Genomic DNA, 19,445 nt, shown 5'->3' on the forward strand with positions numbered 1-19,445 from the left:
GGCGGACATGGCGATGTTTGATGCTTCGCAGTTTCCCGAGGCCGGCGTCGGGCTGGAATACCATTTGCCACGGCACACGCCTCAGGATGAATTATCGGAGGAGGGGCTCGACCCGACCATAGAACGGATTCTTGCCGAGGGCTTGCCGCACTTCGATTACGTTGAGTTTCAGCCGACGCACTGCATTCTGGAACCGCGTCTGCTTGAGCTCGGTGCGCAAGTACCGAGCTTGCTGCATTCTTCCAGTTTGTCCCTGGGCAGCGTGGGCATCGCGATGGACCGCGAATTTCTGCAAATGACTCGGCGGCTGTGCGAAAAAACCCGCTCGCCTTGGCTGGCCGAGCATATTTCCTGGTCGCGGTTTCACGGTGGCGACACTCAGCACTTCATTTTGCCGACCCTGGCCCAAGAGGTGGCTGACACGGTGGTAGCCAACGCCATCGAATTGCGTGACCTCACGGCAACGCTGCTGGTGCTGGAAAACGCACCACGGTTGTTTTCGTTGCACGACGCACAAGACCAATCTGAAGGCGCGTTCATCTCCAGAGTGGTGGAGCGCAGTGACTCGGGCTTTCTGCTGGACCTCGACAGCGCGATCGCGACCGCCAGAACCCTGGGTTATGACCTGAACACCTACTTGCGTTCGTTGCCGCTGGACCGGCTGATTGAAATACATACCGGCCATCCACAGCGGGATTGGGACATCTTGCGTCACTTGTTTGATTCATCGCCGGTGAAAGCGATCACCCTTGAGTGGGATATTTCCCGCAAAGCCGATGATGCAGAACTGTTGACGTTGATCACGGCCATCAAGTCCCTTCGGCCCAAAGCCTTGTTCTGGCAGGGTTTTTCCCGGCAAGAGCCGCAAACGCAACTCGAGCAGGGTGCGCAAACCCTGTTGAAACTCAGGGAAAGCACCTGGCTCAGCGTCGGCTCGGCATCGTTTTTTATCCGCGATCGGCAGTGGGACCTGAGTCTGGAATTCGGTGTAATGTTTCTGCCGTTGCTGCGCCACTTCCTGACTCCCCAGACACTGGGCAGTGCCTTGTTGCTGCCGGGTGTTTTGCAGAGTCCCGAGCAAGACGACCACCTGGCGTTCCTGCGGGAGCTGATCAGCCAGGGTGTTCTGCAGCCGGTCGAGACGTCATCTGACACTGGCGCTTCTATTGAGCGCAGCCATCCGACCAGCCTTTGGGCCCATTGGGACGCGGCGCTGGAGTTTTACCTGAGCACTCGGACTGGGTCGCACACGCCCTACATCAGTGTCAACGATCTAGAAATGCAGCTTGAGCAAAAGGCCTCGGCGCGACGTCAGCCGTCGGCGTTCAAGGATTATTTCTCCCATCCTTTCGTTGCCCTGGAAAACCCGCTGCTGGCGCCTTCCGGCGCGATTGCCCAATCGACATTGCTCGATTCGCTGTGCGAGCGCCGCACGTCGCGAACCTTCAGTGACCAGCCGCTGAGCGCGCAGCAATTGTCCCTGTTGCTCTACTACACGTGGGGCGCGACGGTCATGGAGCAGAACCGCATGGGCGATTATTTCCTGAAGAAAACCTCACCGGCCGGCGGTTCGCTGCAGGGCACCGAGGTGTATGCGGTGCTGATGAATGTGCAAGGTTTCGAACGCGGTCTTTACCACTATTCGGTACGCCGCCACGGGCTCGAGCTGCTGTCACGGGAAGACCCGCGAATCTGGATCAGCGACGCCTGTGGCGAACAGCCGTGGATCAAGGGCGCAGCGGCAGTGTTTGTGTCCACGGCGCGGGTCGAGCGGATGGCCTGGAAATATGAGTTCAGCCGGGCGCTGCGGGTGGCATTGATGGATGCCGGGCATCTGAGTCAGACCTTTTCACTGGTGGCCACCGCCCTGGGGCTGGGTTGTTTCACCACGGCGGCATTACGCGATGAAGTGTTCGAAAACCGGCTGGGGCTGCACTATCTGGAAGAGCCGGTGTTTCTGGTCAACGGGGTTGGGGGGGGAGACGTTCTGTCATTTGAAATTGGCTCCCCAAAAAACCGGTTATGAAGGCTAGTGAATCCGTAGCAGCTGCCGAGCCCGCGAGGCTGCGTTCGGCCGCGAAGCGGTCGTAAAATCAGGCAACACGTTCGTTCAGGAAAACCACGTACGCAGGGTTGGCGAGGACTACGTCCTCGAACGCAGCCTCGCGGGCTCGGCAGCTGCTACGACGGGTGTTTAAGCTTGCCCACGCTGTGCCCATCGGAGGCTACAACGCCTTGCGTCACGGCCTACACCTGCGCCAGAATCCGCCAGCTTGTGCGCCTTGGTCGTCGCCTCTATTGTTTCCGTGTCACTGCCCATCAGTGATCGGGTTTAGTAGCCCGCGTTAACTTTCCAACGGCTGCATGAGTGTCATCCAGTCAGGGTTTCCCTGCACTTGATGGTAGCTGTGCGCATGGCGCCCTCGGGCGCGCCGGCTTTGGTGGGTTACCCGGTCTACTAACTTGCGCACAGCTGCCACCCTTTCGTTTAGTAGCGCAATGGTTGCAGCCCTACTAATGGATGACCCCCAATGTTCAAACCTACGCCGAATCCTCCCGAAACCGACCCTGTTTCCCCCTACGCCTCCCTCGACTCAAAAGAACTCCACGCCGCCGCACACCGTGCACTCGATCATTACCTGGTGCTGCCCGAAACCAAACAACTGTTAGCCGATCGACGTCCCGGCTGCATTTTTGTGATCGCCCCTGACGTCGACAGCGAAACCCTGCTGGCCCACGCCTGCGAAACCCTCGCCTCAGCCAATGTCATGGCCAGCGATCTGGCGTTCGACCTCGACGGTCCCAAACGCAATACCGCACTGGCGATTCAACAGATGATTTCCCTGGCCGAGTTGGCGGTGAATCGAGCACTGGACCACCTCGATCCACCGGAGTAACAGATAAGAACGCGGCTCCCGCGTAGCAGCTGTCGAGCCCGCGAGGCTGCGTTCGAGGACGCAGTCCTCGCCAATCCTGCACACGCGGTTTGCCTGAAAGAACGCGCTGCCTGATTTCACGACCGCTTCGCGGCCGAACGCAGCCTCGCGGGCTCGACAGCTGCTACGGTTTGCGTAACGGCTTGCGTAAACATTGATCGTTCACCCGCACGAACATCATCAATCAAATCGGCGTTCTTGTTTCTGTGTTTCCCGGGATTCCGTGAAGAACCAAAAAAAAGCCCACCAAATGGTGGGCTTCGTTTTTACGGGTGTTATCAGAACATCTTCAGCTTCGGTGCTTCTTCTTTCACCGGCTCGTTCTTCGCGGTTTGCGCGTTCCAGCCACCACCGAGAGCCTTGTACAGGTTCACTTCGCTGACCAGTTGCGACAGGCGGTCGGTGATCAACGATTGCTGCGCGCTGAACAACTGACGCTGGGCGTCGAGGAAGGTCAGGTTGCTGTCGACACCGATGCGGTAGCGACGCTCGGCCAGGCGGTAGTAATTCTGGTTGGCGGCCACCAGATCACGCTGGGCCTGCAACTGTTCGTTGAAGGTCAGGCGTGCGGCGAGGCCGTCGGAGACTTCCTGGAAGGCGGTCTGAATCGACTTCTCGTACTGCGCGATCGTGATGTCCTTCTGGATTTTCGAGTAATCCAGGCTGGCGCTCAGGCTGCCGGCATTGAAGATCGGCAGGTTGATTTGTGGCTGGAACAGCCAGGTCCCCGAACCACCCTTGAACAGACCGGAGAGGTCCGGGCTCAGGGTGCCGGCATTGGCGGTCAGGCTGATGCTCGGGAAGAACGCTGCCCGTGCCGCGCCGATGTTGGCGTTGGCAGCCTTGAGCTTGTGTTCGGCTTCAAGGATGTCCGGGCGACGTTGCAGCAGGTCGGACGGCAGACCGGCCGGCACTTCACTGAGCAGGTCATCGGACAACGGCTGGCCCGCTGCCAGGTTGGCCGGTAAACCGGTGCCCAACAGCAGCGCCAGGCTGTTTTCATCCTGGGCCACCAGGCGAGTGAATTTCGCCTGTTGGACCCGGGCGGTTTCCACGGCCGTACGCGACTGGCTCAGGTCCAGCGCCGACGCCACGCCGACTTCGTTGCTGCGGGCGGTGAGCCGGTAGCTTTCTTCGAAGGTGGCGAGGGTGTCCTGGGACAGTTTCAGCTGTTCCTTGTCGGCCTGCCAGGTCAGGTAGGCGTTGGCCACGCTGGCCACCAGGCTGATCTGGGTGCTGCGGCGTGCCTCTTCAGTGGCGAAGTAGTTTTGCAGCGCTTGTTCGTTCAGGCTGCGAACGCGACCGAACAGGTCGAGCTCATAGGCGCTGACGCCCACGGTGGCCGAGTAGCTGGCGTTGATGCTCTCTTTACCGGTCTGCGATGCTCGCGCCGGAATCCGCTGGCGGCTGCCGGTGCCGGTCGCCGAGACGGCCGGGAACAGGTCGGCGCGCGAGATGCGGTATTGAGCCGCAAAGGCGTCGATGTTCAGTGCCGCGACACGCAGGTCGCGGTTGTTCTCCAGAGCGGTCTGGATCAGCTGTTGCAGCGCCGGGTCACGGAAAAACTGCTTCCAGCCTTGTTCGGCTGCAGCCTGGTTTGCGGCCTGGGCCGGCGAGTACGCCGGACCTTGTGGGTATTGCGACGCAATCGGTGCGGCAGGCTGCTGATAATCCGGTATCAGCGAGCAGCCACCGAGCACGAACGCGGCGATGGCTAGGGAGAGTAGCGACTTGCTCATTGGCCAGCCTCTTTAGAAGTTTCTATAGCGACGTCATCCTGATCAGCAGTCTTGCGTTGACCCATCGACGACACAGTGACAAAGAACAGTGGGACCCAGAAGATCGCCAGTACGGTGGCCGTCAGCATACCGCCGATCACCCCGGTACCGATCGCATGCTGGCTACCCGAACCTGCGCCGGTGGAAATGGCCAGCGGTACCACGCCAAGGACGAACGCCAGCGAGGTCATGATGATCGGTCGCAAACGCATCCGACAGGCTTCGATGGCTGCGTCAGTCAGGCTGCGCCCTTGTTCATGCAGTTCCTTGGCGAATTCGACAATCAGAATGGCGTTTTTCGCCGCCAGACCGATGGTGGTCAACAGACCCACCTGGAAGTACACGTCGTTGGACAGTCCGCGCAGGCTGGTGGCGAGCAGGGCACCGATGATCCCCAGCGGTACAACCAGCATTACCGCAATCGGAATCGACCAGCTTTCGTACAGCGCCGCCAGACAGAGGAAGACCATCAGCAACGACAAGGCGTACAGCGCCGGAGCTTGCGAGCCGGACAGACGTTCCTCATACGACAGACCGGTCCAGGAAATACCCACGCCCGCCGGCAGTTTCTGGGCCAGGGCCTCGACTTCGGCCATGGCTTCACCCGTACTGTAACCAGGCGCTGGCGCCCCGAGGATTTCTATCGCTTCTACGCCGTTGTAACGCGCCAGCTTCGGCGAGCCGTAGATCCACTCGCCCCTGGCGAACGCGGAGAACGGAACCATGGTGCCCTGGCTGTTGCGTACGTACCATTTCTTCAGGTCTTCAGGGCTCATGCGAGCACCCGGCTGGCCTTGTATGTAAACCTTTTTCACTCGACCACGGTCGATGAAGTCGTTGACGTAGCTACTGCCCAGCGCAATCGACAGAGTGCTGTTGATGTCGGTCATCGTGATGCCCAAGGCACTGGCCTTTTCATCGTCGATTTCCAGCTGGTATTGCGGTTCGTCGTTCAGACCGTTTGGACGGACCTGCGACAGCACCTTGCTCTGCGCCGCCATACCGAGGAACTGGTTGCGGGCAGCCATCAACTTCTCGTGACCGATGCCGGCGCGATCCTGCAGGTACACGTCGAAACCAGTGGCGTTACCCAATTCCAGTACCGCCGGTGGCGCGAAGGCGAACACCATGGCGTCACGGAAGGTGAAGAAGTGCTGTTGGGCGCGGGCCGCAACCTTGAACACGCTGTTGTCGGCGTTCCGCTCGTGCCATGGCCTGAGCATGATGAACGCCATACCCGAACTCTGGCCACGGCCGGCGAAGTTGAAGCCGGTCACGGTAAACACCGAGTTCACCGCGTCGCCTTCACCGCCATCCTTGCCTGGACGCAGCAGGAATTCGCGCATTTCATCCACAACCACTTGCGTACGCTGGGAGGTGGAGCCGGCCGGGGTTTGGACCTGGGCGAAGAGTACACCCTGGTCTTCTTCCGGCAGGAACGCCGTCGGAATGCGGGTGAACAGCCAGATCATGCCGACCACGATGATGACGTAGGCCAGCAGGTACGGGGCCTTTTGCTTGAGTATGTTACCGACACCGCGCTCGTAGCTTCTTACGCCGCGGTCGAAGTTGCGGTTGAACCAGCCAAAGAAGCCGCGTTTCGGCGCGCCGTGCTCACCGTGGGGAATAGCCTTGAGCATGGTGGCGCAGAGCGCCGGGGTGAATATCAGGGCAACCAGTACCGACAGGGCCATGGCCGAGACAATGGTGATCGAGAACTGCTTGTAGATCACACCCGTAGAGCCGCTGAAGAACGCCATCGGCAGCAGTACCGCCGAGAGTACCAGGGCGATACCGACCAGTGCGCCCTGGATCTGGCCCATGGATTTCTTGGTGGCTTCCTTGGGCGACAGGCCTTCTTCGCTCATCACCCGTTCGACGTTTTCCACCACGACGATGGCATCGTCCACCAGCAAGCCGATGGCGAGCACCATACCGAACATGGTCAGGGTGTTGATGCTGAAACCGAACGCCGCGAGGATCCCGAACGTACCCAGCAACACCACAGGCACAGTCATGGTAGTGATGACTGTGGCGCGGAAGTTTTGCAGGAACAGGAACATCACCAGGAACACCAGCACGATCGCTTCAACCAGGGTTTCAACCACACCCTTGATCGACTCGGTCACCACCGGAGTGGTGTCGTACGGGAACACCACTTCCATCCCTTCCGGGAAGAATGGCTTGAGGTTGTCGATGGTCTTGCGCAGGGCTTTGGCGGTGTCGAGGGCGTTGGCGCCGGTGGCCAGTTTTACCGCCAGACCGGAGGCCGGGGCGCCGTTGAACTGGGCGTTGATGCTGTAGTTCTCACCACCCAGCGCGACATCGGCGACGTCTTTCAGGCGAACCTGAGAGCCGTCCTTATTGACCTTGAGCAGGATTTCCTTGAATTGCTCTGCGGTCTGCAGGCGGGTCTTGCCGATGATGGTAGCGTTGAGCTGAGTGTCGGGCTGGGCAGGCAAACCGCCGAGCTGACCGGAAGATACCTGCACGTTTTGTGCAGCAACGGCAGCTTTGACGTCCACCGGGGTCAAGTTGAAGTTGTTCAACTTGGCCGGGTCCAGCCAGATACGCATGGCGTACTGGGCACCGAACACCTGGAAGTCGCCTACACCGGCTGTCCGCGAGATCGGGTCCTGCATGTTGGACACGATGTAGTTGGACAGGTCGTCCTTGGTCATGCTGCCGTCACGCGAGACCACGCCAATCACCAGCAGGAAGTTTTTCACTGCCTTGGTCACGCGGATACCCTGTTGCTGCACTTCTTGCGGCAGCAACGGGGTGGCCAGGTTCAGTTTGTTCTGGACCTGGACCTGCGCGGTATCGGAGTTGGTGCCTTGCTCGAAGGTGGCAGTGATGGTCATGGTGCCGTCGGAGTTACTTTCCGAGGACACATAACGCAGGTTATCGATACCGTTGAGCTGCTGTTCGATCACCTGAACCACGGTGTCCTGCACGGTTTGTGCGGAAGCGCCTGGGTAGGTAACGGAAATGGCGATCGCCGGCGGGGCGATGCTCGGGTATTGGTTGATCGGCAACTTGAGGATCGATAAAGCCCCGACCAGCATGATCACCAGGGCAATAACCCAGGCGAAAATCGGACGGTCGATAAAAAATTTCGACATGGTTTACTCCCCTTTACCGCCAGCGGCAGTGTTAGCTGCCTGTGCGGGGGCTGGGTTCTTTGCGCCTACGTTAGTTGCTTCAGTGGCTTTGACTACGACGCCAGGTTTGACGAATTGCAGTCCTTCGGTGATCAGGCGATCGCCGGCCTTGAGGCCATCTTCAATCAGCCATTGGCTGCCGACCGTGCGGTTGGCCTTGAGCTGACGCAATTCGACCTTGTTGTCTGCACCGACCACCAGAGCGGTTGGCGCGCCTTTGAGGTCACGGGTCACGCCCTGTTGCGGCGCGAGAATCGCGGCGGCGTTCACCCCGGCTTGCAGTTGTGCATGAACGAACATGCCCGGCAGCAGGGTGTGGTCCGGGTTGGGGAACACGGCGCGCAAGGTCACGGAACCGGTGGTCTGGTCGACCGACACTTCAGAGAACTCAAGCTTGCCCTGTTGCTTGTACTGGCTGCCGTCTTCAAGGGTCAGCTTGACCATGGCGGCATTCTCGCCGGCCTTTTGCAGACGACCGCTTTCCAGTTCGCGGCGCAGTTCAAGCAGCTCGACCGAGGACTGGGTAACGTCGACGTAGATCGGGTCCAGTTGCTGGATCACGGCCATGGCGTCGGCCTGGCCATTGTTGACCAGCGCGCCTTCGGTGACCGAAGAGCGGCCGATGCGACCGGAAATCGGTGCGTAGACCTTGGTGTAGCGCACATTGATCTCTGCGCTTTTCAAGGCGGCTTCCGATTGCAGGCGGTTGGCCACGGCGGTGTCGTATTCCTGACGGCTTACGGCTTGCTCGTTGACCAGTTGCTTGTAGCGATCGGAAATCGACTTGGTCGATTGCAGGTTGGCTTGTGCGCTGTTCAGGGTGGCCTGATAGACCGAAGGATCGATCTGGTAAAGCTGCTGGCCTTCCTTCACTTCGCCGCCTTCCTTGAACAGGCGCTTGAGAATGATGCCATTGACCTGTGGGCGAACTTCCGCGATGCGGTAGGCCGTTGTGCGACCCGGCAGCTCGGATGTCAGGGTAAAGGCTTGCGGTTGAAGGGTTACGACGCCGACCTGAGGGGCTGGAGGGGCAGGGGGCGCCTCTTCCTTTTTACATCCGCTGAGCAGCGATGCCAGGGCGACGGCAGTAACCAGAGCGGTAACAGCTGGCTTGAATTGCATGAAGATCCTCGGGTCAGGCGCGCAACACGCGCACAAGAAAAGTGTAAAGGTAAAAAATTATGCCGGGTGGATAAGTAGCTTGCTAAGGAATATACTTACGTTCATGGTTGTTTGTAAATAGCCTGGCTCAGTACCCATCCGGTTACAAAAGTCGATGCAAGGTGAGAATTGTAGGCTGGGGATGAGACTTCAGAGAGCTCGCCCCACATTTGTTCAGACGGTGTACAGACATCGCTGAAGCATTCCTGATTGAGGTTTTACTGCCATGGTCCGTCGCACCAAAGAGGAAGCTCAAGAAACCCGTAGCCAGATACTCGAAGCGGCAGAAAAGGCCTTTTACGAAAGGGGCGTAGCGCGCACGACACTGGCGGACATCGCTACCCTGGCCGGTGTTACGCGTGGGGCTATCTACTGGCATTTCAGCAACAAGGCCGATCTGGTTCAGGCGATGCTCGACAGCTTGCATGAGCCGCTGGATGAGATGGCCAGGGCGAGCGAAAGTGCAGAGGAAGAGGATCCGCTGGGATGCATGCGCAAACTGCTGATTCATTTGTTTCATCAAGTTGCCCTGGACCCGAAGACCCGACGCATCAATGAGATTCTGTTCCACAAGTGCGAATTCACTGATGAAATGTGTGATCTGCGCCAGCAGCGCCGCACCGTGAGTCTGGAGTGCAATGTGCGTATCGAACTGGCATTGCGTAATGCAGTGAAACGGGGCCAGTTGCCGGAGAATCTCGACACGGCCCGCGCTGCGATCAGCATTCACGCTTATGTTGACGGCATTCTGTATCAGTGGCTGCTCGCTCCCGACAGCTTTCAGCTACACATTGAAGCTGCGCGCTGGGTCGACACGGGTCTGGACATGCTGCGCTTGAGCCCCAGCCTACGCAATTGAAACAAAATGCGTAATTGGATCCCATTGTGTCAATGCCCGATTCGGGTGAAGGGTGCTTTTATATACGTACGCTCGCCAGGTTGATAGGTAGCGAGCTACGTATTTTGTAGGGAATTTGTTGCGGGTTTGTGAATGAGTGTGAGGAAGCTACGGCCCTGCAATGTTCGCAAAACAAAATCTATGGTCACCCCCGTTTTTGCAATACTGATTAATGGGTGAAGTGGTTGGCTTGCTTAAATCTATCCGGCGTCTGTTTGGGGCATGCCCCGCGCCACGATGAGAGTCGCGCCTGACGATCCTTAAAAAGCCCTCGGCTTCAGGAGCCGATTTGTTTTACAGGTTCTTCGTCAGGCCGGTGGGCCGTTCACGTCATCCGTTGTTCAGCTATCGCAAAACCTGAAGGGTGGTTCGTGGTACTGCAACAACCGCAGGGTCAGGCGTTCAGCGCGTCTGGCCCTGCTTCATATTGCGTATGGTGAGCCGCTAGCGCCCAAGCGATTCGCGCCAGCTTGTTGGCCAAAGCACAGGCCACCACATTGGAGTGGCGTCGCGTCAGCATTGAGCGTACCCAGTCGGCCAAACGGCCACGCTGGTAGTCCAGCCTTTGCATGTAGACCCGAGCACACTGCACCAGTAATTGCCGCAGGTGCTTGTCACCGCGCTTGCTGATGCCGAGCAAATTCGCCTTGCCACCGGTGCTGTACTGTCTGGGCACCAGCCCCACAGACGCGGCGAAGTCGCGACTGCACTTGTACTGTTGACCGTCGCCCATTTCGACCGCCAGCAGGCTGGCGGTGATCGGGCCGACACACGGCATGCTCAGCAGGCGACTGCACAGATCATCGGCGGCCAGCTGGCTTGCCAGCTCTTTATCCAGGTCCTTGATCTGCTCATCCAGGTAAACGAAGTGATCGTGCAGTCGTTGCAACTGCCCGATGAGCCGAACCGGCAACTCATGCTCAGCCAGGATACTCGCCAAACGTTTCATGATCGCCAGACCTTTGGGCAGGCTGATACCAAACTCCAACAGGAAACCGTGCATCTGATTGGCGGCTTTGGTGCGGTCGTGCACCAGCGATTCGCGCAGGCGGTGCAGAACGGAAAGCGTCTGCTGTGCCTCTGTTTTAGGCGAAACGAAGCGCATCGATGGACGCGAGGCCGCTTCGCAAATGGCCTCGGCGTCGACGAAGTCGTTTTTGTTGCCCTTGACGAAGGGCCGGACGAACTGCGGAGAAATCAGTTTGGCCTGATGCCCCATGGCGATCAGCTGACGAGCGACAAAATGTGCGCCGGCACACGCCTCCATCACCACGACACAGGCCGGCAGGTTGCCGAAGAACTGCATCATCTGTGGACGCGAGAGCTTCTTGCGAAACACCTCGCGACCCGATTTGTCCTGGCCGTGCAGATGAAAACTGTGTTTACCGAGATCGATCCCGACCAGTGCAGACTCGCTCATGATGATGGCCTCCGAAAACAAAACACCCTGCGAAAGCGTAGCCCTCGCAGGGTGTGGGGGTGACCATCTCATTAAGCCCCGATTCGCGAGAGTCGGGGCTTTTGTTTGTAGAGCGATTTATTACAGCGTCGGATAGTCGATGTAGCCGACCGGACCTTTGCCATAGAACAGCTCCGGACGCGCTTCGTTCAGCGGTGCATCGGCCTTCAAGCGTGCAGGCAAGTCCGGGTTGGCAATGAACGGCACGCCGAAGGCGACCGCATCGGCCTTGCCGCTGGCCAGCCAGGCGTTGGCGCTGTCCTTGGTGAAACGTTCGTTGGCAATGTACGGGCCGCCGAAGGCTTCTTTCAACTGCGGGCCCAGGCTGTCGCCGGCTTCTTTCTCGCGGGAGCAAATGAACGCGATGCCGCGTTTACCCAGTTCGCGAGCGACGTAGGTAAAGGTCTCGGACAGGTTGTCGTCACCCATGTCGTGGGAGTCGGCGCGCGGTGCCAGGTGCACACCGACGCGACCTGCGCCCCAGACTTCGATGGCGGCGTCGGTCACTTCCAGCAACAGGCGAGCACGGTTTTCCAGGGAGCCACCGTAATTGTCGGTGCGCTGGTTGGTGCTGCTTTGCAGGAATTGGTCGAGCAGGTAGCCGTTGGCACCGTGGATTTCCACGCCGTCGAAACCGGCAGCCTTGGCGTTTTCCGCACCAACGCGGTAAGCGTCGATGATATCGGCGATTTCAGCGGTTTCCAGTGCGCGTGGCGTTGGGTAGTCGGCCAGTGGGCGAACCAGGCTGACATGACCTTTTGGCTGGATGGCGCTCGGTGCAACCGGTGCTTCGCCGTTCAGGTAGGACGGGTGGGAAACCCGGCCCACATGCCACAGTTGCAGGAAGATCTTGCCGCCGGCACCGTGCACCGCTTTGGTCACGTTGCTCCAGCCGCGCACCTGGTCGTTGGACCAGATGCCCGGGGTGTCCGGGTAGCCGACGCCCATCGGCGAGACCGAGGTGGCCTCGCTGAGGATCAGGCCGGCGGACGCGCGCTGCACGTAGTATTCAGCCATCAGTGCGTTCGGTACGCGGCCTTCGTCAGCGCGGCAGCGGGTCAGTGGCGCCATGATGATGCGGTTCGCCAGTTGCAGGTCGCCAAGCTTGATTGGATCGAAAATAGTCGTCATTTAATACAACCCTCGTGAGGTATCAGTTGGTAGCAGGGGCCAGTTCGGGATTACCGCTCTGACGGAAAGTAATCAGGGTTACCAGCAGCGCCAGGATCGCCAGTGCAGCGGCTGCGAGGGGCACGCTGGTCAGGCCGAAACCGTGGGCGATGACGCTGCCGCCAACCCAGGCACCGAGTGCGTTGCCGACATTGAAAGCGCCGATGTTCAGGGTCGACACCAGGTTCGGTGCCGCCTTGCCGAAGGTCACTACGTTCACTTGCAGGGCGGGGACGGCGGCAAAGCACGCCGTGGCCCAGAGGAACAGGGTGATTTCGGTCGGGATCAATGCAACGCTGGTCCAGGTCAGCACGGTGGAGACCACCGCCATGCTGATGAACACGCCAATCAGCGTCGCCGCCATGCCTTTGTCAGCCAGCTTGCCGCCGATGATGTTGCCGACCGTCAGGCCCAGGCCGATGAGCACCAGGGTCCAGGTCACGCCGCGTGGCGAGACACCGGTGACTTCGCCCAACAGCGGTGCGACATAGGTGAACAAGGTGAAGACCGATGCGGCGAACAGTGCGGTCATGCTCAACGACAGCCAGATCCCGGCGCCTTTGAGGGCAGCCAGTTCGGCGCGCATGTCGAGTTTTTCTTCGTCGCGTTTGGCCGGCAGGAAGCGGATCAGGCCGATCAGCGCAATCACGCCGATCACGGTCACTGCCCAGAAGGTCGAACGCCAGCCGGCTTCCTGACCCAACGCAGTGCCCAGCGGTACGCCCAGCACATTGGCCAGGGTCAGGCCGGTGAACATCAGTGCAACGGCCGAAGCCCGCTTGTTGGCAGGCACCAGACCTGCGGCCACCACTGAGCCGATACCAAAGAACGCGCCATGGCACAGGGCGGTGACGACACGGGCAAACATCAGCACGTTGTAGTCACTGGCCAATGCACAGAGCAGGTTGCCGACAATGAAAATGCCCATCAACACGACCAGCGCAGCCTTGCGTGGCAGCCTGGCGGTGGCCAGTGCCATGAACGGCGCGCCGATGGCCACGCCCAGGGCGTAACCGGTCACCAGCCAGCCGGCGCCAGGGATCGACACACCAAGGTCGGCCGCCACGTCGGGCAGCAAGCCCATGATGACGAACTCGGTGGTGCCGATGGCGAAGGCGCTCAGGGCCAGAATGAGGAGCGAGAGGGGCATTGTTGATTCCTTATCGGCGTACTGACGTTAGGGGGCGTTCTCAATTAGTTTCCCCGCCGCGTTGTTCCTTAAAGCGGGCCAGGCAAGGCGCAGGCCGCTGGGAATGGTTGTTCCCTTTCCAAGGCCTGCAACGCAGCATGGCCCGCTTTAAGGCTCAACCCGAAGGGCCGGGCCTGCTGTTGTGCAGGGCTGTGTTGCTCGAAGCTTATTTGGAACGACCAAACCACGCTTCTCGCGCCTTGCCCTGCACAACAGCAGACCCGGCGCGGTGTGGAAACTAATTGAGAACGCCCCCTAAGGGTCAGAGCTCTTTGCTGAAGGTGCGGAGGAATTCCTGAATGGTTTCCTCGTTGCGTTTGAAAAAATGCCACTGGCCGACTTTACGGCTGCTGATCAGGCCAGCGCGTTGCAAGGTCGCCAGATGGGCGGAAACCGTGGACTGCGACAAACCGCAACGTTGATCGATCTGCCCGGCACAGACGCCGTGCTCGTTGCTGTGGGATTGGTCGGGGAATTCGACGGTCGGGTCTTTGAGCCAGTGCAGGATTTCTCGCCGTACCGGGTGCGCCAGGGCTTTTATTATTTCGTCGAGGTCAATGGTGGACATGGCAGTGCTCGGGTTGGGTAAAACGTTATATCGCGATGAGGCGAACTTTAAATCGGTATTTCGCGATATACCAATATGATTTTGATCTGATGACAGCCTAAATCGGTATATCGGGTTATAACGATATGTTGATTGTAAAAATACAAGGGGGCAGTGCTAAGCTGCGCCCATGAACTATCTCGCACATCTTCATCTCGGTGGCCAGCGCCCCGGTCAATTGCTCGGCAGTTTGTATGGCGATTTCGTCAAAGGTCGGCTGCAAGGGCAGTTCAATCCGGAGATCGAAGCGGCCATTCAGCTGCATCGCAGCATCGACGTGTTTACCGACCGCCATCCATTGGTCGACCTGGCGTTGTCGCGCTTTACGCTGACACGACGGCGGTATGCCGGGATCGTGCTCGATGTGTTTTTCGACCATTGCCTGGCGCGGGACTGGAGGCTTTACGCTGACCAGCCGCTGGAACGGTTCACTTCGGATGTGTACCGGGTGCTGGCTGCCGAACCGCAGTTGCCAGGGCGACTGGCGCAGATCGCCCCGCACATGGCGGCAAATGACTGGCTGGGTTCTTATCGGGAGTTTGCGGTGCTGGACCAGGTGCTGCGGGGGATTTCACGGCGCCTGTCGCGACCTGAAGAACTGGCTGCGGCGATGGAGGAGTTGCGACGGTTGTATGAGCCGTTGAGTGATGATTTCCGGTTGTTCTATCCGCAGCTTCAGAGGTTTGCGCAAGACCACCTCATAGCGCAAATCTAATGTGGGAGCGAGCTTGCTCGCGATGGCGGTGTGTCAGTCAACATCATCGTTGAATGATAAAGCGCTATCGCGAGCAAGCTCGCTCCCACAGGGGGCTTTTGTTCCTGCAGGGGATTTGTTTCAAGCCGCTATCGCTGGACGCAAAGGACGCTGCTGCGTTTCCGGGATTGTTCCAAACAACGCCTTCTGCACCGCTTGCTGCGCCGCAAAGGCCAGTGCTGCGCGTTCCTGGCCGTGGCAGGCAATCGGTTTGAGCAGATGGATCTCGACGTCGCCCCGATCGTTGGCGAACAAGCGCATCAAGTGCGAAAGCAAGTCGTCATCGCCAATGAACGGGGCGAGCGGGTCGATCTGGCCATCGCGCAGATAACGAACGGCCACCGGTTGCAGCGCCACGTCCGCGTCGATGGCAGCCGACAGCAAGCGACCATGAAAGGTGCGCAACGAACGGCCATCGGTGGTGGTGCCTTCCGGGAACATCAGCAACGGATGGGCTTGCTCAAGGTGACGGCTCATCTGTTTGCGGATCAGTTGGCTGTCACCCGAACCCCGACGAATGAACAGGCTGCCAGCCTTGGCCGCCAACCAGCCGGCGACCGGCCAGGTACGCACTTCGGCCTTGGACAGGAAGGACAAGGGAGTAAGCATGCCCAGCAGCGGAATGTCGGTCCAGGACACATGGTTGCTGACCCAGAGCATCGGCTTTTGCGGCAGTTCGCCGTGGACCGTTACGCGAAAGGGCAGGGCGTTGCTCAGCCGGGTCATGAAAAACCGCGACCAGCGTTGGCGCCGCACCATCGAGTTGGCCACCCCCATGCGCTCGAACAGCCCGAACACGCTGGCCATGCTCAAGCCGAGCGCGACCACCAGCAGCACTCGCGCGATTCGCGCGTACACCCGTAACCGGCGCATTACACGGCCGCCTTGAAGTGCTTGGCGTAACGCGGGCACAGCTCGTCGCGCTTGAGCAGGATGAACACGTCGGCGACCTGGAAGTCTTCGTCCCAGCACGGCTCACCGCAGATCTTCGCGCCCAGGCGCATGTAGGCCTTGAGCAGTGGCGGCATTTCGGCGATCACGTTGGACGGGATGTCGAGAGCCGGCAGCGGTTTCTTCGGTTCGGCGCGCAGGTGCTCGGTGCACAGATAGCGTTCACGCAAACGCTGCATGATCGCCTGGGCCTGAATGCCGCCGTCCTGCATCGGAATGCTCGCGCAGCCCATCAGGTAGCTGTAGCCGCCCTGATTCAGTACTTCGGCCAACTCGCCCCAGAGCACGGCGATGGTGCCGCCGTTACGGTAGGCCGGGTCGACGCAGGTGCGACCGATTTCCAGGATCGGACCTTGCAGATGGACCAGGCCGTGCAGGCTGAATTCTTCTTCGCTGTAAAAACGCCCCAGGCTGCTGGCGGCCTGATGGTCGAGCAAACGCGTGGTTGCTACCAGGCGTCCGCTATTCAAATCACGCACGCCGATGTGGGCGCAGTGAACATCATAGTCATCCATGTCCAGACCCAATTCTGCGCCTTTGAGCTTGGCGTTGAACTCGCCGCTGAAAACGTTGAAGCGCAGGGCCTGGGCTTCCTGCAATGCCTCGGCGCCGATCAGGCGTTCGGCTTGCAGGCGGCGTTCATTGCCGGTGTCGCTGATGCGGGCGATCTGAGTCATTGCGAATCTCCGTACGGGCTGCGAACCCGTCTTGGGTTGCAGTCGATCGACTTTGTTGTGCAAAGTCAGGCTATGTAGCCCCGGTGTCATCGCCATGAAGCTTTGGTGATGCTTGTGTGACAGCCCCCAGAGGACCCGTTTATGCCTTGGCAAGCCTTGTTGAACTGTAACCAGCGCCAGCCCGAAAACCCTGATCTGGCGGAGGGGTATGCGACGTTGCTGCATGTATTGGGCGCGGTGACGCCGTTCGAATTGGCGGTGCGTGGCGGGCGGATGATGGCAACGCCGGGCTTGGCCTTTCTGGTGGGGTATCAGGCGGCGTTGCGGATGTTGTGGCCCAGCGCACCGCCGAGCCTGGGGGCATTGTGTGCGACCGAACAGCGCAGCCTGCGCCCGGCCGACCTGCAAACCCGGCTCAAGGATTTGCGTGTGAGCGGGCGCAAGGATTTCGTGACTGCAGGTGATGCGGCGGACTGGCTGTTGATCGCCGCACGCAGCGAAGAGCTGGGCGAGTCACCGCGTTTGAGTCTGGCGGTGGTGTATCCCGGCGAACCCGGTGTACAGGTTGAAAAGCTGCCGGCCATTGCCTTGATGCCGGACATCAGTCACGGCCGGCTGTTTCTCGACAATGCGTTGTGTGAACTGCTCGCTGGAGATGGCTGGGACGCGTACGTCAAACCGTTTCGCACCCTTGAAGACATCTATGTACTCAGCGCCATGAGTGCCTGGTTGTACGGTGTCGGTCAGGACAGCGTCTGGCCGCAAGACCTTCAACTGAAGTTGCTGGCACTGTTGGCCGGGTGTGCGGAAGTCAGCCGCCAACCACCGAACAGTAGCGCCGGGCATGTGTTGCTGGGCGGGTTGTTTGCGCAGTTCGATGGGCTCAAGCCAGCGCTCAATGAAGCCTTTGCCAGCGGACCGCCGCAATGGGCAGCGTTGTGGACGCGCGATCAGGCGGTGCTCGATCTGGCGGCGGGGGCTCGGGCCAAGCGGTTGGCCAAGGCGTTGGCGGGATCTTCGCTGAACTGAAGGGCCTCATCGCGAGCAAGCTCGCTCCCACATTGGATGGTGTCGTGCCGCAGATCCATGTTCTACACAGTTCCCTGTGGGAGCGAGCTTGCTCGCGATGACGGTCTCACTGACAGCGCAACTTTCGAACTGTCATTTATCTCGACTACGCTCAGAGGGTTAATCCCTCTGAGTGCCTGCCGTGTTCAAACGCCTGACTCTGCTGTTCCTGTTGCTGGTCAGCCTTCCGGTTCTGGCGGAAAACTGGCCCGCCGAGCAATGGTCGCCCGGCCCGAAAATCAGCGGTCCGGCGCTTGAGGCCCTGGAGGATTACGCCTTTGCACCGCGCGATGACGGCAGCCGTAAAGGCGTTCGCACCGATGCCTTGCTGGTGATTCGTGACGGGCAATTGATCTACGAACGCTACGCCGGCCCAACCACAGCCGACACACCGCACCTGACCTGGTCCGTCAGTAAAAGCCTGATGGCTGCGGTGTTGGGCGTGGCCTATGGCGAGGGCTTGTTCAAATTGCAGGACCCGGCAGCGAAGTTTTATCCACCCTTGCAGAGCCATCCGAATGTATCCGTCGCTGATTTGCTGCATTGGGCCTCGGGGCTGGACTGGCAGGAAACCTATGAATATGCACCGCTGAATTCTTCGATAGTGGCGATGCTCTACACCCATGGACGCCAGGACATCGCCGCGTTCGCTGCCGGCCATGACGAGTTCAGCCCACCGGGTCAGGCGTTTCGTTATTCCAGCGGTGACAGCAATCTATTGTCGGCAACGCTGAAGACCATGGTCGGTGCGCAGCGCTATGCCGACTATCCATGGACCGCGTTGTTCGGCCCCTTGGGGATTCGCAGTGCCGTTTGGGAGAGCGATGCCACGGGAACGTTTGTTGCCTCGTCCTATGCCTATATGACGGCGCGCGATCTGGCGCGGATCGGCCTGTTGATGCAGCGCGACGGTCGCTGGGGTAACCGGCAGTTGTTGCCAAAAGACTGGGTCGAGTTCAACCGCCAACCGTTCATTCGCTTCAAGGCCAATCAGGATGAAGCTGTTCCCGGCGGGCATTGGTGGCTCAACCGGGCGGTCGACGGCGCCGAAAGACCCTGGGAGGACGCACCCGATGACACCTTCGCTGCACTCGGCCATTGGGGGCAGGCGCTATACGTGGTGCCCAGCGAGAATCTGGTGATCGTGCGCTATGGCGATGATCGCGACGGCAGTTACCGGCACAACGAATTGCTCAGACTGGCACTGGCGGCATTTGCGCAGAAGGTGCAGCCATGAATCCCGGTTTTATTCTTCGTCGACCACGGCTCAGCATGCTGCTGTTGTTGATCGTTGTATTGCTTGGCTGGATCTGGCAGGAGCGAGTTGCATTGTGGGCGTTCCCCGACATCATCAGCGCCTACACCGCCAAGGAATATTGCTCGTGCCGGTATGTCGAGAACAACCCGGCGGACTATTGTCAGGGCTATGTGGCGCAGTACGTGCCCATCAGCAGTTTTCTCGATGACGCTCCCAACAAGCGCGTGACGGTCAGCGGCATGGGGCGCAGTCATATCGCTGCGTGGCTCGGGGCTCGTCAGGGGTGTCGGTTGAGCCCATAGGGGCGGTCTTTTGCCTTGCGCGGTTTGCAAGCGCGTTCACTCAGGCTAAGGTTCGGCTCAGGTTTACTTGCCC

General features: G+C 59.7%; 16 protein-coding genes. 7 read left to right on the forward strand and 9 right to left on the reverse strand.

Annotated elements, in window-relative coordinates; all coding sequences use genetic code 11:
- Window positions 1–7: 7 nt before the first annotated feature.
- Both AC1DIG_RS20300 and AC1DIG_RS20305 read left to right on the forward strand, forming a co-directional pair.
- Window positions 8–2,026 (forward strand): multinuclear nonheme iron-dependent oxidase, encoded by a 2,019-nt coding sequence (locus AC1DIG_RS20300; protein WP_477768716.1) that lies wholly within the window; start codon window positions 8–10, stop codon window positions 2,024–2,026.
- Between the two features lie 505 nt (window positions 2,027–2,531).
- Window positions 2,532–2,897 carry a DUF6124 family protein gene (locus AC1DIG_RS20305; RefSeq protein ID WP_477768717.1) on the forward strand — a complete coding sequence of 122 codons (366 nt, stop codon included), beginning with the start codon at window positions 2,532–2,534 and terminating at the stop codon, window positions 2,895–2,897.
- Between the two features lie 317 nt (window positions 2,898–3,214).
- Here AC1DIG_RS20305 and adeC read toward each other — a convergent pair whose 3' ends face one another.
- From adeC to emhA, 3 genes are read right to left on the reverse strand one after another with little or no spacing between them, the layout of a single operon-like run.
- Entirely contained in the window at window positions 3,215–4,675 is a 1,461-nt protein-coding gene (gene adeC / locus AC1DIG_RS20310; protein WP_477768718.1) for an AdeC/AdeK/OprM family multidrug efflux complex outer membrane factor, read from the reverse strand.
- On the reverse strand, window positions 4,672–7,839 hold the full coding sequence (emhB, locus tag AC1DIG_RS20315) for an efflux RND transporter permease subunit EmhB (RefSeq protein WP_477768719.1): 3,168 nt from the start codon (window positions 7,837–7,839) through the stop codon (window positions 4,672–4,674). Before emhB ends, adeC begins: the two co-directional genes overlap by 4 nt.
- A 3-nt stretch (window positions 7,840–7,842) precedes the next feature.
- Window positions 7,843–9,000 (reverse strand): efflux RND transporter periplasmic adaptor subunit EmhA, encoded by a 1,158-nt coding sequence (emhA, locus tag AC1DIG_RS20320; RefSeq protein WP_477768720.1) that lies wholly within the window; start codon window positions 8,998–9,000, stop codon window positions 7,843–7,845.
- A 265-nt stretch (window positions 9,001–9,265) separates the two neighbouring features.
- Here emhA and emhR point away from each other — a divergent pair, with 265 nt between their 5' ends.
- Window positions 9,266–9,898 carry an efflux system transcriptional repressor EmhR gene (gene emhR / locus AC1DIG_RS20325; RefSeq protein ID WP_477768721.1) on the forward strand — a complete coding sequence of 211 codons (633 nt, stop codon included), beginning with the start codon at window positions 9,266–9,268 and terminating at the stop codon, window positions 9,896–9,898.
- Between the two features lie 433 nt (window positions 9,899–10,331).
- Here emhR and AC1DIG_RS20330 read toward each other — a convergent pair whose 3' ends face one another.
- The 4 genes from AC1DIG_RS20330 to AC1DIG_RS20345 form a co-directional block, all read right to left on the reverse strand.
- On the reverse strand, window positions 10,332–11,357 hold the full coding sequence (locus AC1DIG_RS20330) for an IS110 family RNA-guided transposase (protein ID WP_477768722.1): 1,026 nt from the start codon (window positions 11,355–11,357) through the stop codon (window positions 10,332–10,334).
- A 120-nt stretch (window positions 11,358–11,477) separates the two neighbouring features.
- Window positions 11,478–12,527, reverse strand: a complete 1,050-nt coding sequence (locus tag AC1DIG_RS20335) for an alkene reductase (RefSeq protein ID WP_477768723.1) — start codon at window positions 12,525–12,527, stop codon at window positions 11,478–11,480.
- Between the two features lie 22 nt (window positions 12,528–12,549).
- The gene (locus AC1DIG_RS20340; protein WP_477768724.1) at window positions 12,550–13,716 is read right to left on the reverse strand and encodes an MFS transporter; all 1,167 of its coding nucleotides are present in this window, start codon (window positions 13,714–13,716) and stop codon (window positions 12,550–12,552) included.
- A gap of 301 nt (window positions 13,717–14,017) precedes the next feature.
- Window positions 14,018–14,323 carry an ArsR/SmtB family transcription factor gene (locus AC1DIG_RS20345; protein ID WP_054596057.1) on the reverse strand — a complete coding sequence of 102 codons (306 nt, stop codon included), beginning with the start codon at window positions 14,321–14,323 and terminating at the stop codon, window positions 14,018–14,020.
- A 169-nt stretch (window positions 14,324–14,492) separates the two neighbouring features.
- On the opposite strand from AC1DIG_RS20345, the gene AC1DIG_RS20350 reads away from it, so the two are divergent.
- On the forward strand, window positions 14,493–15,077 hold the full coding sequence (locus AC1DIG_RS20350; protein ID WP_477768725.1) for an acyl carrier protein phosphodiesterase: 585 nt from the start codon (window positions 14,493–14,495) through the stop codon (window positions 15,075–15,077).
- A 120-nt stretch (window positions 15,078–15,197) separates the two neighbouring features.
- Here AC1DIG_RS20350 and AC1DIG_RS20355 read toward each other — a convergent pair whose 3' ends face one another.
- Together AC1DIG_RS20355 and olsB are read right to left on the reverse strand one after the other, a co-directional pair.
- On the reverse strand, window positions 15,198–15,989 hold the full coding sequence (locus AC1DIG_RS20355) for a lysophospholipid acyltransferase family protein (protein ID WP_477768726.1): 792 nt from the start codon (window positions 15,987–15,989) through the stop codon (window positions 15,198–15,200).
- Entirely contained in the window at window positions 15,989–16,744 is a 756-nt protein-coding gene (gene olsB / locus AC1DIG_RS20360; protein WP_054596060.1) for an L-ornithine N(alpha)-acyltransferase, read from the reverse strand. Before olsB ends, AC1DIG_RS20355 begins: the two co-directional genes overlap by 1 nt.
- Window positions 16,745–16,885: 141 nt before the next feature.
- Between olsB and AC1DIG_RS20365 the strand changes: the two genes are divergently transcribed.
- From AC1DIG_RS20365 to AC1DIG_RS20375, 3 genes are all read left to right on the forward strand, one after another.
- Window positions 16,886–17,773, forward strand: a complete 888-nt coding sequence (locus tag AC1DIG_RS20365) for an acyl-CoA dehydrogenase middle domain-containing protein (RefSeq protein ID WP_477768727.1) — start codon at window positions 16,886–16,888, stop codon at window positions 17,771–17,773.
- Window positions 17,774–17,954: 181 nt separating this feature from the next.
- The gene (locus AC1DIG_RS20370) at window positions 17,955–19,049 is read left to right on the forward strand and encodes a serine hydrolase domain-containing protein (protein ID WP_477768728.1); all 1,095 of its coding nucleotides are present in this window, start codon (window positions 17,955–17,957) and stop codon (window positions 19,047–19,049) included.
- Window positions 19,046–19,372, forward strand: a complete 327-nt coding sequence (locus tag AC1DIG_RS20375) for an amidase (protein WP_477768729.1) — start codon at window positions 19,046–19,048, stop codon at window positions 19,370–19,372. Before AC1DIG_RS20370 ends, AC1DIG_RS20375 begins: the two co-directional genes overlap by 4 nt.
- Window positions 19,373–19,445 lie beyond the last annotated feature (73 nt).

The sequence above is a fragment of the Pseudomonas sp. 05N431 genome (assembly GCF_056397005.1).

Bases quoted from the DNA above. Each gene is read 5' to 3' on its own strand.
- AC1DIG_RS20300 (WP_477768716.1), top strand. From the start codon at position 8: ATGGCGATGTTTGATGCTTCGCAGTTTCCCGAGGCCGGCGTCGGGCTG.
- AC1DIG_RS20305 (WP_477768717.1), top strand. From the start codon at position 2,532: ATGTTCAAACCTACGCCGAATCCTCCCGAAACCGACCCTGTTTCCCCC.
- adeC (WP_477768718.1), bottom strand. From the start codon at position 4,675: ATGAGCAAGTCGCTACTCTCCCTAGCCATCGCCGCGTTCGTGCTCGGT.
- emhB (WP_477768719.1), bottom strand. From the start codon at position 7,839: ATGTCGAAATTTTTTATCGACCGTCCGATTTTCGCCTGGGTTATTGCC.
- emhA (WP_477768720.1), bottom strand. From the start codon at position 9,000: ATGCAATTCAAGCCAGCTGTTACCGCTCTGGTTACTGCCGTCGCCCTG.
- emhR (WP_477768721.1), top strand. From the start codon at position 9,266: ATGGTCCGTCGCACCAAAGAGGAAGCTCAAGAAACCCGTAGCCAGATA.
- AC1DIG_RS20330 (WP_477768722.1), bottom strand. From the start codon at position 11,357: ATGAGCGAGTCTGCACTGGTCGGGATCGATCTCGGTAAACACAGTTTT.
- AC1DIG_RS20335 (WP_477768723.1), bottom strand. From the start codon at position 12,527: ATGACGACTATTTTCGATCCAATCAAGCTTGGCGACCTGCAACTGGCG.
- AC1DIG_RS20340 (WP_477768724.1), bottom strand. From the start codon at position 13,716: ATGCCCCTCTCGCTCCTCATTCTGGCCCTGAGCGCCTTCGCCATCGGC.
- AC1DIG_RS20345 (WP_054596057.1), bottom strand. From the start codon at position 14,323: ATGTCCACCATTGACCTCGACGAAATAATAAAAGCCCTGGCGCACCCG.
- AC1DIG_RS20350 (WP_477768725.1), top strand. From the start codon at position 14,493: ATGAACTATCTCGCACATCTTCATCTCGGTGGCCAGCGCCCCGGTCAA.
- AC1DIG_RS20355 (WP_477768726.1), bottom strand. From the start codon at position 15,989: ATGCGCCGGTTACGGGTGTACGCGCGAATCGCGCGAGTGCTGCTGGTG.
- olsB (WP_054596060.1), bottom strand. From the start codon at position 16,744: ATGACTCAGATCGCCCGCATCAGCGACACCGGCAATGAACGCCGCCTG.
- AC1DIG_RS20365 (WP_477768727.1), top strand. From the start codon at position 16,886: ATGCCTTGGCAAGCCTTGTTGAACTGTAACCAGCGCCAGCCCGAAAAC.
- AC1DIG_RS20375 (WP_477768729.1), top strand. From the start codon at position 19,046: ATGAATCCCGGTTTTATTCTTCGTCGACCACGGCTCAGCATGCTGCTG.